Raw genomic sequence first — 15508 nt, 5'->3', positions numbered from 1 at the left:
CACGACCACATAAAATGCAAAAGAGTCTCGCAACTGCCTAAAGTGCAAATAAAAACGCCCCAAATTGTCTCTGCAATAAGGGGCGTTTGTTAAGGTAAATCGAACACTTACCAAATATTAATGAGTCTTAAAGCTGCGCCTTCATCCCGGCAGGAACATCAGGTTTCAGGAATTGGAAGACCTTGGTGGGTTTAAACTTCCTGGTGATATCTCCACTCAACTCATAGTTTTTCACCAGGTTGATTTTTTTAACTCCGGCATTCTTTTTAAAATTCAATTTCGGCAGATCCACCCATACGATGAAGGGACTCATGGTGCTTTCATAGAAGTATAAGCCCCGAGTCAGATCGGCTACGGTTCTCCAACGGGTCGTGGAAATATAGGGACGGGTTGGATCAGGAGTGCCAAAGGGCTGGGATACGTTTCTTAACACGCTAAAGACGCCGGCAATGGACTCTCGATAGTCGTTTGGCTGCGGCAGCTGCTGAGCATAGAAAGCCGCCCGAACAAAGCGATCCGCCGCCGCTGTTGTGCCAGGCAGGTCTTTGTTTCCGCCAAAGCCCTTGTACTGCTTCATCGTCACAAGCTGCTGATCAAACGGAGGCGAATTCGTCATTACTTTGTATTCACGTCCATGATAGATCTTCGGCTGACCCTTGATGTACTCAATCACGGCACTGTCACCCGTCTTGTCAGAGATCGCCAAATGCACAGTCCCTTGTTTGATTCCCTGAGACGTTTGCACGCTGGCCATCAACACCTGGAACGGAGTTTTTTCCATCGCAGCCACAGCTTCCGCCACGGTTTCAAAGTTATCCAGGAAATACTGAGCCCACATACTGACGGACATGCCCGGGATCTTTTCATCTCGCACACCGAAATCGCTTTCAGTCAAAAACAACAGATTCGCCGTCAGACCTTTTTCATTAATACCATCCCCGGTGCCCATGTCATACATGGACAAAATGACGCTTCCGTATTTGGAAGTCCATTTCAAAGAGTTTTTCTCTGCCAGGCCATCGCGCTCCATCCCCCGGGGAAAAAGCCACATATTTGAACCTGTGTCCTCGGCCCAATCCATATTTCGACCCACGATAATATCGTGTTTCTTGGTGTCCCACAGAACACGAGTGCATGGATAAGCCGGAACTGCCAACAAAACGGTCAGTAAAAAAGAAAGTGTTTTCATGCCCCATAGCCTAGATAAGAAGAATGTGGAAGCAAAGTCCAGATATAAACCAGGTTGGGTTTTAACATATTTCTTATATTTGCGAGTCCTGTTTTTAATGGTCAAATCGACCTCGATATGATTTAGATGTACTCATGAACAATCCAACGAACTGTCCAAAATGTAATTCAGAACACATCTACCAAGATGGAAATTTATGGGTCTGCCCTGAGTGCGCTCACGAGTGGAGCCCCGAGGCTGCCGCTGCCGCCGCTGCCGCCGCTGCTGCCGAAGCGGCCGCCAATGTGATCAAGGATGCCAACGGAAACATTCTTCAAGATGGCGACACGGTCACCGTGATCAAGGATCTGAAGATTAAAGGATCTTCCTCTGTGGTGAAAGTCGGAACTAAAGTGAAAAACATCCGCCTGGTTGACGGTGGCGACGGTCACGACATCGCTTGTAAGATTGACGGCTTTGGCGCAATGAACCTGAAGTCAGAGTTTGTTAAGAAGGTCTAAAACGAAGGCTCCGCAAGGGAGCCTTCTTCTTATCTAATCGGCAAAATACGAATTTGATCTGGAATTCGAACGATTCGTCCCAAGGACAGCGTTTTCACAACCTTCGCAGATACGCCTGCGGCCCTCTCGGACACCTCAACATCCACATCTTCATGCACGACGATCATATAACTTGTGGTCAGAAAATCCCCGCTGCCGACATGGCGGAAGCCCACAAAGTAAGTGTACTGGGCGCCAGCCGCAAACCACCCCGCACGACCAAATGCTGTTTGAGCGCCGTGCGTGATCTCAATCCCACCGCAGTCTTCCACCCAACCGTCACTGCGTTGATCTGAATCCCTGCAATTTTCATTTTCGATGGTTTTGCGCAGCTCTGTCAGTCGTGAATCAGGATCATCCAAAATCATTTTCAGAAAACGCTCATTGTCGCTTCCATCCACATAGTCATGGGCCTGCACGGACTGCGACTCTTCCACCGTAAAGCTGATAACGGCTCTTTCAGCTGACACTCTTTCCATAGAGCGGGATTCCGCGGCCTGACAGACGCACGCAAGACTCATAACACATAGACTGATCCATGCTTTCATTCGCTAACTCCTTATTTTATGAGCGGCCATAGATAGCCCCCAATCTGCAAGAAAACAAATGAAGATCAATTAATGAAAACTCTGTCATCGGCGAGTCTTGCCAATATGCAAGACTCTGTTAACCTTAAGCCCATGACACAGCTTAAAGAACGCCTGCTCAACTTTTACGAAGAACATGAACGTACAGTAGATATCGCTTTCTTTCTTGGCGGCTTCTTCTTCGACGTCTGGACTCTTTCTGATATCGATGATCCCTTAGCCATACTTCAACAGGTCGTTTACCTGCTGATTCTGGGTGGTCTTCTTTATTTTGATTTCCTCAAATCCCACGGCTTTATTAAAATTCATCAAAAACTGGAGAGGGTGTGGGAATACCGCCGGCTGGCTGTGCATTTTCTTCTGGGCAGCTTGTTAAGTGTTTATTCTCTGTTCTTCCTGAAAAGCGCCTCGCTGTTCTCATCGTTGATTTTTATTCTGTTGCTGTTGGGACTGATGGTGGCCAACGAACTTAAACGAGTTCGTGAAAGTGAAATCAATCTGAAAATAGGCCTTTTCGTCATTTGTCTTTTTTGTTTCTTTTCAATGATGGTTCCCACCGCCCTGGGCTTTGTCGGTCTGGTGCCATTTACCCTGTCCCTGCTTCTGACTGCAGGGGCTCTATTCGGCATCTATAGTTTGCTGAAAAAGAACATCCAGGACATCACCGTCTTAAGAAAAAGTCTGATCATACCTTCGGGCACCGTTCTGATTCTTTTTATGATGTTTTATCTTTTGGGCTGGATTCCACCGGTGCCACTGTCCGTTCAAAACATGGGCATCTATCACAGCGTTGAAAAGGTCAATGGCACCTATGTGCTTTCTTACGAAACACCTTCCTGGCAGTTCTGGCAAAGAGGGGATCAGAACTTTAAGGCCGAGCCGAACGACAGAATTTATTTCTTTGCCCAGATCTTTTCCCCCGCCCGGTTCAGCGATTCGGTGATTCTTCACTGGTATTACAAAGATCCGGTTCAAGGCTGGCAGACCACGGATAAAATCCCCATGACCATCGCGGGCGGCCGCGAAGGTGGCTATCGTGGTTTTGCTTCGAAACAGAACTATTCAGAGGGTCGCTGGCGTATCAGTGTGGAAACCACCGATGGCAGAGAGATCGGCCGAATCTATTTCAACGTCACAAAGGTCAGTGACATCAATCCGAACAGAGCCTTCTATAAAGACATCTTTAGATAAAAAAACACCGCCGGGGGACAGCGGTGTTTGGGGGAAATACTGTCAAATTTTCTTAACTAGTGCCGAGCCTGCACCAAGCGAACTTCAAAGTCCTGGGAGGGGCTTTCTGTTTGAAGTTGCTCAGTCGCTTGTTCATTGGCCGCCACCGCCACCTGCTGCGAATTTAAAATTCGCAAGAGCTTCTTTCTGAGAAGCTTCTGACTCATCGAAGCCTCCTGAATCATCCCGTTAAAGTTCTGAACCTCAGCCTTCGAAAAGGCCGCCCACAATAAAACCGTCATCACAATCAAGAAGCGCATCCGTGCCCTCCTAACAATTCCTATTAGAAAGACCCAGAACCCACCCCAAAAAGGTTAAAAAAAATCCTCCGCCTCTAATCCCTCACCTCACCTACCCTCCACCGCCCAGCAAAGCGCCGGCAAAAGCGGCGGCAAAGCCCAGCCAGAATCCCCCACCTCCGTCTCCCCAGAAGGAGCAGGCAGGTCAAAAAGGCCCAGCCGCAAGGCGGAGGGGGGCCCCCGCAGCGCAGGCGTGCTTAATGCACGTCGGAGCGAGGAGGCCCCCCGACAACGACGTCGGATGGGCCTTTTTCACCTGCCTGCGGTTCGATGTAGGTTTTTTCGGCGTCTTCTTTGAGAACCTGAGCCAGTTGTTGAGCCGCCTGTCTGGATACATCTATAAAGCTCTTCTGATCATGGCGGACTTTGAATTGCTCCAACAACATCAGCTCATCATGACGACGGAACCGCTCGATAATCGCGTGTGCCCTGGCTTCCGGCGTTCCCATGGCAATCAAAAGCTGACCGCTAAGGTGGATGCTGGAATCCAAAGTTTCACGGCGAATAGACTTAACTCCAGCGTCAAGCAAATCGAAATTGTGCTGGCGATTGCGGGCACGGGCAAACACCTGAACGTGCGGGTAGTCTTCCTTCAGGATCTGGGCGATCCGATTGGACGTTTCAACATCATCCACGGCCAATATGAAAAACTTGGCATTACGAATCCCGGCAGCTTCCAGGATTTCCTTGCGAGCGGCATCGCCGTAATAAACCTTATTCCCAAATCGACGAAGCAATTCAATTTGTTCGGTATCATGCTCGATGGCCGTAAACGGAATGTCCTGAGTTCTTAGGATGCGACCGAAGATCTGGCCGAAGCGACCGAACCCCGCAATGATAACGGGATTGTTGGTTTCCTCAAATTTATCAAATTCCCGTCCCCCTGCCGCCGGGCTTTTACAAGCAATCCAGGCTTGTATCTTTTCGTTCAAAACAATGATCAGCGGACTGGCAATCATGGACAAGGTCACCACCAATGTGAATCGTTGTGTCCAATCAGCAGAAATCACCTGTGCACTCTGCCCGACGCCAAAGATCACAAAGGCAAACTCCCCGCCCTGCACCAGATAAACGGACAAATTGTTGGCGGCCTGAGAATGCAACTTCATAATTCGGCCCACGGCAAAGATCAAAAGACCTTTTAAAACCATATAACCGACCAACAACGACAGAATCATCGCCGGGGCTTGCAACAGCAACGAAAGCTTGACCGACATACCGACAGAAACAAAGAACAACCCCATCAGCAGCCCTTTGAAGGGTTCCAGATCGGCTTCCAGTTCGTGCCGGTACTCGGATTCCGAAAGCAGCACTCCAGCTAGGAAGGCGCCCAAAGCCATCGACAGGCCGACACTTTCCATCAGGAAGGCCACCCCAATCACAATCAATAAGGTCACACCGGTGAACAGTTCGCGACTGCGGGTTTCAGCCACCACCTGCAGAAATCTTCCCATAAGAAAACGACTGGAAATCGCCAGGCCAATAAAGATCGCAATAGCCCCACCCCAATTGACAGAAGGCGTGTTAGCCGCCACCAGTCCCAGGCTGGGAATCACCGCCAACGCCGGAATGGCCACCACGTCCTGCATTAGTAAAATCGCAAAAGAGGCCCGGCCAAATTCTGTGTTCAGAACTTTTCTTTCAGCCAGGGATTGCAACGCAAACGCCGTGGACGACAAGGACAGGGCAAAGCCCACGACCGCAGCACTGGCCCAAGGGATGCCCAGCTGATATCCGATCACGGTAAAGACGACCGTGCAGAATAGAATCTGCATCCCACCAAATCCAATCAGGGTTTTCCGCAAAGACCACAGCTTGCGAGGCTGCAGCTCCAGACCGATCATGAACAACAGGAACACGACACCGAACTCTGCGATGTGCTGTACGAACTGGAAATCGGCTATCAATCCCAACCCCATGGGACCGATAAGAATTCCCGCCGCCAGATAACCTAAAATGGTTCCCAGTCCCAGTTTTTGAAACAAGGACACCAGAACAACGGAAAAACCCAAAAACGCCAAAATCTGCAAAAGTTGCTCGTGTAAAATCATGCTCACAACGCTATCAAGAGTGCCCGGGTCACGCAATTGGATAGAAAAAAGTAAATTTTTATTAATCTCAAAACAGCTGCTGACATTTACAGGTCGCTCTTCTAGCCTGAATCCTATGAGGAATTCAAAAGCAGGCATCTGGTTTATTTTTATCACCGTGACATTGGATATGATCGGACTGGGACTGGTGATCCCCTCCCTGCCGGATATCATGCGCCGGTTTGTTTCCAGTGAAACCTCCGTTTCGGAATACTTCGGCTATTTTATTTCTGTTTATGCTCTGATGCAGTTTTTAGCCTCTCCTCTTTTAGGTGCGCTGTCAGATCGTTTCGGCCGCAGATCCATCTTATTGGTGTCTCTGCTGGTAGCAGGCCTTGACTATATTCTGATGGCCTTTGCTCCGACCCTGGGAATTCTGTTCGCCGGACGCGTGATTGCCGGTCTGACCGGGGCCAACATCACTGTCGCCATGGCATACATCGCCGATGTCAGTGACGAAAAAAATCGCTCTGCCAACTTTGGCATGGTTGGGGCCGCCTTCGGCCTGGGCTTTATCATCGGACCCGCCATCGGAGGTCTGCTGGGGCACTTGGGGCCTCAGTATCCATTCCTGGCCGCGGCTGGCCTGAATCTCCTGAACTTTCTGTTTGGACTTTTCATTTTGCCGGAATCCCTGCCCCAGGAAATGCGCCGTAAGATTGATTTGCGCAAAACCAATCCATTGCACTCTTTGGTCACCGTCTTCCGCTCCAAGCATCTGTTGGCGTTGTTGCTGGTTTATTTCTTTTTCCAACTGGGTGGTCAGACTCATCCATCCATTTGGACATTGTACACGGAAACCCGCTTTCACTGGACAACCTCGCAAGTGGGACTTTCCCTGGCGGCGGTGGGTTTGCTGTCGGCCATTGCCCAGGGCTGGCTGACTCGTCTGGTGATTCCCAAACTGGGTGAACATCGCACGGTGGTGATCGGAGCTTTTGGTTATGCCGTTTCCTTCGCGCTTTTCGGGTTCGCCACGGAAGGCTGGATGATGTATGTCATTCTGCTGGGCTCAGCGATTTTCTGGGTGGCCCCCCCAGCCTTGCAGTCTTTGATCAGTCACAACACGCCTCCGCAAGAACAAGGTGAACTGCAGGGGTCTTTGGTCAGTCTGGCAAGTCTAGCTGCAATTATCACCCCTTTGGTCACGACCAAGCTGTTCGCTCACTTTTCCGCACCGGCGGAAGGTGTGCCCTCCATTCCAGGTGCCCCTTATTTTTTTGCCGCGATCATCTGTCTGATTTCATGGGCGATTATGGCTCGCAGGAAGGTTTCCTAAAACGGCTGGCCTTGCGGGCCCTTCCCGTCAGGAGTACTCTTAAGAAGTCATGGATTCTGGTATCAAGTCTTTACTTCAAACTGCCATCACCGCTTTAGAGCCTCTGGATCTGGCCTCGATAATGGACCCGCATGCCTGCGTGGCGCTGATTCTGCGGGGACAGTCTGAAGAAAATCTGGAGCTGGGCTTTATCCAAAGAGCCCAACGTCCCGGTGATCGCTGGTCGGGTCAACTGGCTTTTCCCGGTGGCAAGCGTGAAGCCTTTGACATCACTGATCTGGATGCCGCTTTCAGAGAAACTCTGGAAGAAATCGGAGTTCGCCTGAGTTCCCACGAACTGCTGGGACGCCTGGATGATATTCAGGCCCGCAAAGCCGGAACACTGCTGGATTTTTATATCCGACCATTTGTGTTTTACACTGAACAGAACTTCCACGTGACTCTGGATGCCAACGAAGTGGCGGACTATTTCTGGGTGCCTTTAAAGAACATCCGCGATCCCCAAAGGCAAACCGTTTACAAAGTTCAGCGCGAAAACATGTCGATTGAACTTCCCGCTGTGTATCTGGATCGCGAGCCGCCTTTATGGGGTCTTTCCTATATGATGACTTTGAATCTGTTCGAACGCTTGCACAGGCTTTTAAAATAGCTTCGTCGCGATCAGAAACGGTTTTCCCGTTTCAAAGCAGCACAATTCAATTTTTTTAAACTTTTTCATTAAAAGTGCTCAACTATCCCAAGGTCCAGCCGATAAGTCTTATGAACCCAATGAGGTTCACCTTGCACGAAAGGAGCCTTCAATGGCTAATAAGACAGTACGTAAAGAGTATATCTGGAACAGGGAGATTCGTGAATTGGTTCTCCTGACCGGAACGGGGCCACCATAACTCCAGTAAATTTTAAATTGGTGATTAAATAAAAAAACCAGGACGAAAAAGGCGCCCTGGTTTTTTTATTTTTCAATTTGAGACAACTCTTAAAGAATCGAGAAGATGGTCGAGAAGCTCAAAGTTGTGGATTCCGCTTTCAAATCTTTCGGGTAGAAATTCAAGTAAGGTGCAAAGTAGATGTCGCGGCTGAAAGCATAACCCATGCCCAAGCGACCGCTCAGGGTTTTGTTCAAAAGATCCCATTCCCCATCACGGGCGCGTGGATTCCAGAAGTTCATCGCCACAGAAGTGTAAACGTTCATCTTGTCAGAAACATTGTACTTCACTTGCGGATAGAAACCCAGGTGATAACGGGAAGCCTTGCCATCTTTCTTTTCGTATCCACGCTCATACAAGAAGACACTCAAGCCAGTATCCAGGCCTGCCGCGAAGCCGGAATTGCCAAGGTTGTAAACCAAAGAGTTATCATAGGACAAAGAAGCGTACTGACCCACATCACGGAAGTTTGGAACTGTTGTCCAAGAAGCCCCATAAGAGTTTCTGACTTGCAAATCGCCCAGACGAGAATTGCGGTCATAGCTGATGAACGGCGTTTTTACGTCCGTGCGCTCAACCCCGTGGAAGGGAGTCAAAGCGTTGATGCCTGTTCCGGCACTGATCGCGCTTTTTGAATCCAAACGGTAACGTCCGCTGATGGAACCGCTCAAAGAAACCTGATTCACACCGATGGAACCATCCGGATTTGGCTGCATTTTGCTGGAAAGATCACCCACAGGAGGGCCGAAGTAAGAAAGAGAGAATTTCAGGGAGTAACGGGACAAGGAACCGGATTCAGCTTTGAGCTTTGAGTCTGTGATATCTTTGTCGTCCTCAAATTTTTTGTTCTTCAGAACATCGCCCACAGAAGTGGATGTTTTTTGAGTTCCGGATTCCACAGAAGGAGTGGAAAGTGTGGTGGAAGAAGTCTGCGCATTGGCTGCCAAAGAAATCCCCACAATAAACCCGATCAAAAGCCCTTTAACCATGAAAACCCCCAAAAGTTTCGAGAGTTTGTACCTGCCCCGAGGCCAAAAGAAAAGTCATGCTTTTGTTATGTAATGCGCCAAGTAGAATTTTCAATCACCCTGACGAAGCTTATAGAGGACTTGAGGCAACATTTCGACCACATCCGAGGCCGTCATCGACAAAAGGTCCTTTTTTTGCGCTTTCCAGAGATTCGCCGTGGCCCCGTGCACATAAGCCCCCAAAAGTGCCGCCCGGGTTGGAGACAATCCCTGAGCCCTCAGGGCCGTGATAACTCCTGAGAGCACATCCCCGGTCCCTGATTTCGCCAAGGCTGCATTCCCCGTTGAGATTCTGTAAACACGCCGCCCATTGGCCACCAAAGTACCGTGCCCCTTTAAAAGCACCACACACTGAAAAAGTTCTTGCGCCATCTTGATAAATTCATAGCGATGCGCAGAAATTTCCTCGGCCGAAACTCCCAGACAGCGGGACAGTTCCCCCGTGTGAGGCGTGACGATCCAAGTACGAGGTAACGGGAACAAGTTCTGTTCCGCACAAACCGTGATGGCATCAGCATCCAGAATGACATTGGAAATATTTCGTTCTTTCAGCTCACAAATAATCCGGGCCGTGAAAGAATTCACACCAAAACCCGGTCCGCATAAAATCGCATCGAACTTTTGCGCTTGCCATTGTTTCTTGGCCAGATCCAACAGAAGAAAATCCGGGTTTTCCAGCGACACGGAAATATTTTTCTGCGCCAGAATCACATAACCGCTTCCCATGCGCAGAGCCCCGCGGGCGGCCAGAATTCCGGCCCCGGGATAGTCGGCACTTCCCGCCAGCAGCAGACTGCGTCCGCGCGTGGCTTTGTTATCCTTTGCGGAAACAGCAGGTAAAAGTTTCCTCGCAGATGATTTTTTCAGAATACGCACGGGATCGTTGGCTTTTTCCATAAGGATCAGTGTATAACCCGAAGTCATGATCGTAAAGACAGAAGCCGACCTGGAAGGTCTTAAAAAAATCGGAAAGATTGTCGCCAACTGCCTGCAATACATGGCGGGCAAGATCGAACCGGGCATGAGCACCAAAGAGCTCGATGACCTGGGTGGCAAATATCTGGAGCTTCATGGAGCCAAGTCCGGCCCCATGGCAGTTTACAACTTTCCCGGCTACAACTGCATCAGCCTGAATCACGAAGTGGCTCACGGCGTGCCTTCTGACACTAAGAAAATTCACAAAGGCGACCTGATCAACATTGACGTGTCTGCCGAGCTGGGTGGCTATTTTGCAGATAATGGTGGATCCTTCGTCGTCCCGCCGGGGAAAAAAGCTGACGAAGAACTTCTGAAAGTCACACGCCTTGCTTTGGAAACCGCCATCAAAGCGGTCAAAGCCGGTGAGCTGATCAACGTGATCGGCTACAATATCGAAAAAGTCGCCAAAGCCCACGGGTACAGCGTGATTGAAAATCTGGGCAGTCATGGTGTGGGTCGCAGCTTGCACGAAGAGCCAAAGTTCATTGCCGGTTACTACGACAAAGACGATCGTCGCAAACTTAAAGAAGGCCACGTCATCACGATTGAACCTTTTGTATCCACCGGCGCCCGCTTTGTCGATGAGGAGTCTGACAATTGGACTCTGGTGGCTGGTAAAAATCATCGCACAGCACAGTTCGAACACACGATGGTGGTGTTAAAAGACCGTGCACTGATCGTCACGATTCCTGATCCTGTCTAAAAACATCAGGCCTTTCTTTGCGACAGACCCGTCTAAAGTTCTAAGATTTCCTTTCAACCTTAGGAGACCTTATGAACATGTCGAACTCACTTCTTTTTGTTTCCCTGCTTCTTGCAAACACCGCGGTGTCAGCCGCCCCCACTCCGGCAGCGGGGCTTAAATTTGAAGCCACAATTTCCCTGGCCCTGGCAGAAGAGGCTGCTCGCGAGGCCGTCGCCAACTGCGCCACCAAAGGTTATCAGGTCGCTGCCACCGTCGTCGATAAGGCAGGCGACATCAAAACTCTCTTTCGTGCCGACGGGGCTGGTCCGCACACTGTTGATGCCAGTCGCCGCAAAGCCTACACAGCAGCCTCTGCCAAGAATGGCACCTCCGCAATGCTTGCAACATCTCAAAGCAATCCTACCGCCCAAAATCTTGGGGACATTGACGGATTCCTTCTGCTCGGCGGGGGGCTTCCCATACGAGCTGGCAGTATCGTCATTGGTGCTATTGGTGTGGGTGGCGCTCCAGGCGGTCCTTTGGACGACCAGTGCGCTCAAGCTGGAATCGACAAAATCAAGGATCGAATAGGCAACTAGTCCACCAGATTCCGCTTGAAAAGAAGCTAGACACACTGCCTAAAGGCTTTCAGGGCGGAATAAAAGGTGAAAGGCTATGGATGTTTCATTTATCACGGAGGACCTTTATGAAAATGTTTTTTGCAATCGCTTCTTTGTTCGTTGCTTTCTCAGCTCACGCTTCGGACCGTAAAGTTGGAAATGTCATCGCAGTTGAAAGAGAAATCTCTGACCTTTACAACACCTGCTTGAAGGCTGTTGAAGGCCCTACGGACAAACCTCAGAGCTTCTTCTCTTGTGCGATTAAATATGTAAAAGATGGCGAGATCCCTGTGAGCAAAGGTCGTCTTTTGAAATTGATGGATGAACGTTGCCAAGTTCACGGTGAAGCAGTGAACGGCGTTGTTTTCATCACTTTCTCTGGTCCTAAAGCTCCATCTTCGTTCGAAGCTTCCCGCGCCTGCCTGGAAAGAGCTCTGAGCGATAAAGATTTCGCAAAAGTGATCGTTTACACTCTAGAGTAAGTGATCTTCACATATCGCCCGATTTTACGAGGAAGAAGTGCTCCACACTTCTTCCTTTTTTATTCTCCCTCAACTGCAAATAAACGGCGTTTTAGAGGAGAAAGGCGAGATAAGTTATGCTTTTTGTGCGTCCTTTTGCTTGCTTGATCTTAGCCCCCTAATTAAACTGATACGGTGACTTGAATATGTTTGCTGACAGCTCCAGGAGGTTTTATGGCAAAGCTTTTTTTAACAGAGATTCCCTCCCGCGAAGCTATCCAGGAAGAAGCTGGTGTTTTGTGTCCCCAAGTGAATCCTGAAGCTTGGTATTCGCACATTCTGTTGCGCAAGATCACCACGGAATTTGAAATCAATCTGGATAAGTTCTTTTCACAGTACAACCTGTCTTCCGGCCGTTTCACGCTGATGATTCTTTTGAATAAATACAGCGATGGTCTGATGCCATCCGAACTGGCGCAGATGGTGGGCGTAACCCAAGCCACGATTTCCGGTCTGATCAACAGCTTGGAAAAAGCCAGAATCGTGCAAAGAACCACGCACGAAAAAGACGGTCGGTCTTATGTGATTAAACTGACGGAAAAAGGAAAGGCACAAACTCAAACCATTCTTCCCGAGTACCAAACGCGCATCAACAACTTCTGGGCCGAATTCGCCTCTGATGAAAAAAACTCGATCAACGATTTCTTCATGCGTCTGATCAAACAGATGAAAGAGATCGGACAGAAATCCACCGAGTCCTAAAAAGAAAAAGCCCGCTGAGATGATCTGTACCCCAAAAAGTGGACAGATAAATAAAAGGGTCCTCTAAGTGAAACCTCGGCATTCTGCCGGGGTTTTTCCTTTTAAGCCCCATTGGGGACGTTCGTTATTGTAGTAGTTAATATAACGGTCTATCTCTGCTACCAATTCCTCAAACGTATGGCAACTTTGAAGATCCACTTCATCTTTTAAATGACCAAAAAAACTTTCTATAGGCGCATTGTCCAGGCAGTTGCCTTTTCTGGACATGGACTGGGTGACACCCCACTTAGACAAAAGATCTCGATACGTCTTGGATGTATAGTGACACCCTTGGTCCGAATGCATGATCAAACTCTCTGGCTTTCGGCTGAATAGGTCTTCCAGGCCTCGAATCGCAACGTGTAGTCCAGCTCCAGGAGAAACCGTATAGTGGACGATATCTTTCACTGCCAAGTCTTTTACGGCTGACAGATAAGCCCTGTTTCCTTTGCCATAGTCTAAGTAGGTAATGTCTGTTGAATAAACTGTGTCTTTCTTTTCAACATTAAATTGCCTGCTTAGGATGTTCGGACTTACCCGGTGTTCCTCACCTGATGCCCAGCCTTGCTTGTACTTATTCTTACGTCGGATAGTCGCCTGAAGGCCGTACTTCTTCATTAACCGTCTAATTTTCTTCAGGTTCATGTTGATCCAGAAGTGGCGTTGCAAAAGCATCTTTATTGTCCTAGCGCCGGCTTTACCCCTTCTATACGCAAAAATGATTTGCACCCATTCCGCGTCTGTTGTGATGACCTGGGGAGATGCTCTTTGGGCAAACCAGTAGTAATAGCCACTGGTACTGACTTGAGCCTGAGCGCACAGCCTGCTGAGACATAGATCAGGCCGATGATTGACCGCCTTGCTAATCAACGCGAACTTTTCTTGTTTGCGTATTTTGCCTCCAAGGCGCGGAGCTTTTTTAGGAAGTCGTTCTCCGCGCGAAGATAAGCGATTTCATCTTCTGCTGATTTAAGCTTTTTTCCCTTGGGTCGACCTGTAGACTTAGAACCTCGGCGGTCTTTCTTTAATCCACCTTCTTGGGTAGACATCTTTTCCCAACGCTGAAGGCACTTCTTGGCATAATCCACACCAAATAAGGATAGGTTAATACCAGCATCTTTAAAAATTTGACTAGGAGTTTGTCCCTCTTCCCGAAGCCTTAAGGCCCTAACCTTAAATTCGGGGGTATAGGCAACATTGGACTGCGTTACCTTTAGAACATTCGGATTCTTCTCAAGATCTCGGCGATCTCTTTCGGACAGTGAGCCCATGATCTGCTTCCTTTTTATACGAAAATACCCCAAAAATGGGACAGGGTCTTTTATTTTCCTGTCCGAAATTTGGGGTACAGATCAGAGAAGCGGGCTTTTTCTTTTATCAATCCCTTACTTTTCAATCTTACAAGCCACCCGCCAAAGAGCAGCTGACGATTGTGTCGAGCGTATAACCAGAAGTATTCTGGAATGGACCGAAGTGATTGTAAGAGCGACCTACGGCCATGTGTGGGCTCACACAACGCTCTGCTGGAGCTTTCAAAGTGCTGTTGGATTTCACATTGTACGGATGCGTGTTCTTGGAACTTGTCGCATTCACTTGCACCGCAAAGCTGCCTGTCACTTTCGCCGCCGCACAGAAGGCGTTGAAAGTCTGCAGGGAGCTGCCAAGGATGCGGATCAATTCTGCTTGAGAGGCATTCGTTTTGATCGCGTTTCTTGGATACAACTGATTCCACTCACGGATACAAGCCTGGATATTCCCACCAGCATCTGGCGTGAACTGGAACAGACCGATATTCAAACGGGATTCTGCCGGTTGGTAAGGATCTTCATAGAAGTTCACACCTGCTGGGCGTCGATAGCCCGCTGGAGCATACTTAGCCGCCACATTTTTTGCTTTTTGTGTGTCCGCGGTCGTCAAAGACTCCATGTACGACAGACACATCATGAATTTAGACCAGAGCTTGGAAGCCTTCACATATCCTTCACGATTGCCGGACAACGCCTCACGACGATAGCCATTCATCAGATCTGCAAACGTGTTGATCTTTTTGATTGTCGCTGCCGAAGGAATGTTCTTACCGGACAAAGTTGTATTCAAAGTCGCTGAGGTCACATTACATAGTGGATGTGAAATCAAGCTGTTCGGCAGATAAGTGTTAACGTCTTTATTAAGATTGAAGTAAGACGCCACATAACCCAGTTGCGCCTTGGACGGCTGCATTTTCAGTTCAACTGCATAAGCGATGCGATCTGCGAAACGGTCTTTACCATCCAGTTGTGGATCGGCGCTGTCGGTCGCGTGACCTTCCTGTGCATTACGAACCGGCAAAAGCTCGCGGTAGTTTTTATAGTTGTTATCTACAACACCACCGACGGGATAAGAAACTTCGGTAAAGACATCAAAGTTTTCCGGAGTGATGGAGTCAGCGATCGCCGCGGGTTCACGACCCGGAGCTGGAGCCGGGGCTGGACCCGGTGCCGGTGTTGTTGGAGGCGTCGTCGGTGTCGTCGCTGGTGGCTTCGTGGAGCCGGAGTTGTTTCCCGAGTCGATCGGCTTTTTCGCCATCGCGAACGCCGCCGGAGAAATAAGGGTTGTCGTAACGATAAGGCCTAGCAAGATGTTGGTTGTGCTTTTTTGTGTTTTCATACCTCCTAGATCGGAGCTAGGTCGCGCGACTAAAGGCGTCCTAGACCATTTTGAGGTCCAGTTTTCAGGATCTTGGTAAAGTCGGGGAAAACTGAAAAATTATTGTTCAGCCATATCCACGACCATAGTCGATGAACCGGGTTTAAGAAC

17 protein-coding genes are annotated in these 15508 nt (G+C 49.1%); 8 read left to right on the top strand and 9 right to left on the bottom strand.

The features are described from left to right. Positions 1 to 127: 127 nt before the first annotated feature. Complete coding sequence (locus ACZ5ZV_RS03810) at positions 128 to 1189, bottom strand: linear amide C-N hydrolase (protein ID WP_464120097.1); 1062 nt, start codon at positions 1187 to 1189, stop codon at positions 128 to 130. A 134-nt stretch (positions 1190 to 1323) separates the two neighbouring features. Here ACZ5ZV_RS03810 and ACZ5ZV_RS03805 point away from each other — a divergent pair, with 134 nt between their 5' ends. Next, on the top strand, positions 1324 to 1689 hold the full coding sequence (locus tag ACZ5ZV_RS03805) for a zinc ribbon domain-containing protein YjdM (RefSeq protein WP_464120096.1): 366 nt from the start codon (positions 1324 to 1326) through the stop codon (positions 1687 to 1689). Positions 1690 to 1718: 29 nt separating this feature from the next. Here the strand turns inward: ACZ5ZV_RS03805 and ACZ5ZV_RS03800 are convergent, their stop codons facing one another. Then, positions 1719 to 2276 carry a hypothetical protein gene (locus tag ACZ5ZV_RS03800; protein WP_464120095.1) on the bottom strand — a complete coding sequence of 186 codons (558 nt, stop codon included), beginning with the start codon at positions 2274 to 2276 and terminating at the stop codon, positions 1719 to 1721. 72 nt (positions 2277 to 2348) lie between these two features. On the opposite strand from ACZ5ZV_RS03800, the gene ACZ5ZV_RS03795 reads away from it, so the two are divergent. After that, entirely contained in the window at positions 2349 to 3506 is a 1158-nt protein-coding gene (locus ACZ5ZV_RS03795) for a DUF2914 domain-containing protein (protein WP_464120094.1), read from the top strand. Between the two features lie 56 nt (positions 3507 to 3562). Here the strand turns inward: ACZ5ZV_RS03795 and ACZ5ZV_RS03790 are convergent, their stop codons facing one another. Further along, on the bottom strand, positions 3563 to 3805 hold the full coding sequence (locus ACZ5ZV_RS03790; protein ID WP_464120093.1) for a hypothetical protein: 243 nt from the start codon (positions 3803 to 3805) through the stop codon (positions 3563 to 3565). Between the two features lie 236 nt (positions 3806 to 4041). After that, positions 4042 to 5895 carry a monovalent cation:proton antiporter-2 (CPA2) family protein gene (locus tag ACZ5ZV_RS03785; protein WP_464121386.1) on the bottom strand — a complete coding sequence of 618 codons (1854 nt, stop codon included), beginning with the start codon at positions 5893 to 5895 and terminating at the stop codon, positions 4042 to 4044. Positions 5896 to 6010: 115 nt separating this feature from the next. Here ACZ5ZV_RS03785 and ACZ5ZV_RS03780 point away from each other — a divergent pair, with 115 nt between their 5' ends. Together ACZ5ZV_RS03780 and ACZ5ZV_RS03775 are read left to right on the top strand one after the other, a co-directional pair. Continuing rightward, positions 6011 to 7213, top strand: a complete 1203-nt coding sequence (locus ACZ5ZV_RS03780; protein WP_464120092.1) for a TCR/Tet family MFS transporter — start codon at positions 6011 to 6013, stop codon at positions 7211 to 7213. A 49-nt stretch (positions 7214 to 7262) separates the two neighbouring features. Then, positions 7263 to 7862, top strand: a complete 600-nt coding sequence (locus ACZ5ZV_RS03775) for an NUDIX hydrolase (protein WP_464120091.1) — start codon at positions 7263 to 7265, stop codon at positions 7860 to 7862. A gap of 327 nt (positions 7863 to 8189) precedes the next feature. On the opposite strand, the gene ACZ5ZV_RS03770 is transcribed toward ACZ5ZV_RS03775, so the two are convergent. Continuing rightward, the gene (locus tag ACZ5ZV_RS03770) at positions 8190 to 9128 is read right to left on the bottom strand and encodes a hypothetical protein (RefSeq protein ID WP_464120090.1); all 939 of its coding nucleotides are present in this window, start codon (positions 9126 to 9128) and stop codon (positions 8190 to 8192) included. A 90-nt stretch (positions 9129 to 9218) separates the two neighbouring features. After that, positions 9219 to 10064 carry an NAD(P)H-hydrate dehydratase gene (locus tag ACZ5ZV_RS03765; RefSeq protein WP_464120089.1) on the bottom strand — a complete coding sequence of 282 codons (846 nt, stop codon included), beginning with the start codon at positions 10062 to 10064 and terminating at the stop codon, positions 9219 to 9221. A 25-nt stretch (positions 10065 to 10089) separates the two neighbouring features. Here ACZ5ZV_RS03765 and map point away from each other — a divergent pair, with 25 nt between their 5' ends. The 4 genes from map to ACZ5ZV_RS03745 all read left to right on the top strand — a co-directional run bounded on the left by map (position 10090) and on the right by ACZ5ZV_RS03745 (position 12673). Next, entirely contained in the window at positions 10090 to 10848 is a 759-nt protein-coding gene (gene map / locus ACZ5ZV_RS03760) for a type I methionyl aminopeptidase (RefSeq protein ID WP_464120088.1), read from the top strand. 77 nt (positions 10849 to 10925) lie between these two features. Beyond that, complete coding sequence (locus ACZ5ZV_RS03755; protein WP_464121385.1) at positions 10926 to 11429, top strand: GlcG/HbpS family heme-binding protein; 504 nt, start codon at positions 10926 to 10928, stop codon at positions 11427 to 11429. A gap of 107 nt (positions 11430 to 11536) precedes the next feature. Beyond that, on the top strand, positions 11537 to 11932 hold the full coding sequence (locus tag ACZ5ZV_RS03750) for a hypothetical protein (RefSeq protein WP_464120087.1): 396 nt from the start codon (positions 11537 to 11539) through the stop codon (positions 11930 to 11932). Positions 11933 to 12145: 213 nt separating this feature from the next. Next, on the top strand, positions 12146 to 12673 hold the full coding sequence (locus tag ACZ5ZV_RS03745; RefSeq protein WP_464120086.1) for a MarR family winged helix-turn-helix transcriptional regulator: 528 nt from the start codon (positions 12146 to 12148) through the stop codon (positions 12671 to 12673). A 63-nt stretch (positions 12674 to 12736) separates the two neighbouring features. Here the strand turns inward: ACZ5ZV_RS03745 and ACZ5ZV_RS03740 are convergent, their stop codons facing one another. From ACZ5ZV_RS03740 to ACZ5ZV_RS03730, 3 genes are all read right to left on the bottom strand, one after another. Continuing rightward, positions 12737 to 13582 carry an IS3 family transposase gene (locus ACZ5ZV_RS03740; protein WP_464117088.1) on the bottom strand — a complete coding sequence of 282 codons (846 nt, stop codon included), beginning with the start codon at positions 13580 to 13582 and terminating at the stop codon, positions 12737 to 12739. Next, the gene (locus tag ACZ5ZV_RS03735; RefSeq protein ID WP_464117089.1) at positions 13579 to 13983 is read right to left on the bottom strand and encodes a transposase; all 405 of its coding nucleotides are present in this window, start codon (positions 13981 to 13983) and stop codon (positions 13579 to 13581) included. Before ACZ5ZV_RS03735 ends, ACZ5ZV_RS03740 begins: the two co-directional genes overlap by 4 nt. Positions 13984 to 14110: 127 nt before the next feature. Then, positions 14111 to 15358: a hypothetical protein gene (locus ACZ5ZV_RS03730; RefSeq protein WP_464120085.1), complete on the bottom strand. Its 1248-nt coding sequence runs from the start codon at positions 15356 to 15358 to the stop codon at positions 14111 to 14113. Positions 15359 to 15508: the final 150 nt, after the last annotated feature.

The organism is Bdellovibrio sp. HAGR004 (assembly GCF_055397015.1).
This window is presented reverse-complemented; position numbering and strand designations above follow the sequence as displayed.

Coding starts and splice junctions, on each gene's coding strand:
- ACZ5ZV_RS03810 (WP_464120097.1), bottom strand. CDS start 1,189: ATGAAAACACTTTCTTTTTTACTGACCGTTTTGTTGGCAGTTCCGGCT.
- ACZ5ZV_RS03805 (WP_464120096.1), top strand. CDS start 1,324: ATGAACAATCCAACGAACTGTCCAAAATGTAATTCAGAACACATCTAC.
- ACZ5ZV_RS03800 (WP_464120095.1), bottom strand. CDS start 2,276: ATGAAAGCATGGATCAGTCTATGTGTTATGAGTCTTGCGTGCGTCTGT.
- ACZ5ZV_RS03795 (WP_464120094.1), top strand. CDS start 2,349: ATGAAAACTCTGTCATCGGCGAGTCTTGCCAATATGCAAGACTCTGTT.
- ACZ5ZV_RS03790 (WP_464120093.1), bottom strand. CDS start 3,805: ATGCGCTTCTTGATTGTGATGACGGTTTTATTGTGGGCGGCCTTTTCG.
- ACZ5ZV_RS03785 (WP_464121386.1), bottom strand. CDS start 5,895: ATGATTTTACACGAGCAACTTTTGCAGATTTTGGCGTTTTTGGGTTTT.
- ACZ5ZV_RS03780 (WP_464120092.1), top strand. CDS start 6,011: ATGAGGAATTCAAAAGCAGGCATCTGGTTTATTTTTATCACCGTGACA.
- ACZ5ZV_RS03775 (WP_464120091.1), top strand. CDS start 7,263: ATGGATTCTGGTATCAAGTCTTTACTTCAAACTGCCATCACCGCTTTA.
- ACZ5ZV_RS03770 (WP_464120090.1), bottom strand. CDS start 9,128: ATGGTTAAAGGGCTTTTGATCGGGTTTATTGTGGGGATTTCTTTGGCA.
- ACZ5ZV_RS03765 (WP_464120089.1), bottom strand. CDS start 10,064: ATGGAAAAAGCCAACGATCCCGTGCGTATTCTGAAAAAATCATCTGCG.
- map (WP_464120088.1), top strand. CDS start 10,090: ATGATCGTAAAGACAGAAGCCGACCTGGAAGGTCTTAAAAAAATCGGA.
- ACZ5ZV_RS03755 (WP_464121385.1), top strand. CDS start 10,926: ATGTCGAACTCACTTCTTTTTGTTTCCCTGCTTCTTGCAAACACCGCG.
- ACZ5ZV_RS03750 (WP_464120087.1), top strand. CDS start 11,537: ATGAAAATGTTTTTTGCAATCGCTTCTTTGTTCGTTGCTTTCTCAGCT.
- ACZ5ZV_RS03745 (WP_464120086.1), top strand. CDS start 12,146: ATGGCAAAGCTTTTTTTAACAGAGATTCCCTCCCGCGAAGCTATCCAG.
- ACZ5ZV_RS03735 (WP_464117089.1), bottom strand. CDS start 13,983: ATGGGCTCACTGTCCGAAAGAGATCGCCGAGATCTTGAGAAGAATCCG.
- ACZ5ZV_RS03730 (WP_464120085.1), bottom strand. CDS start 15,358: ATGAAAACACAAAAAAGCACAACCAACATCTTGCTAGGCCTTATCGTT.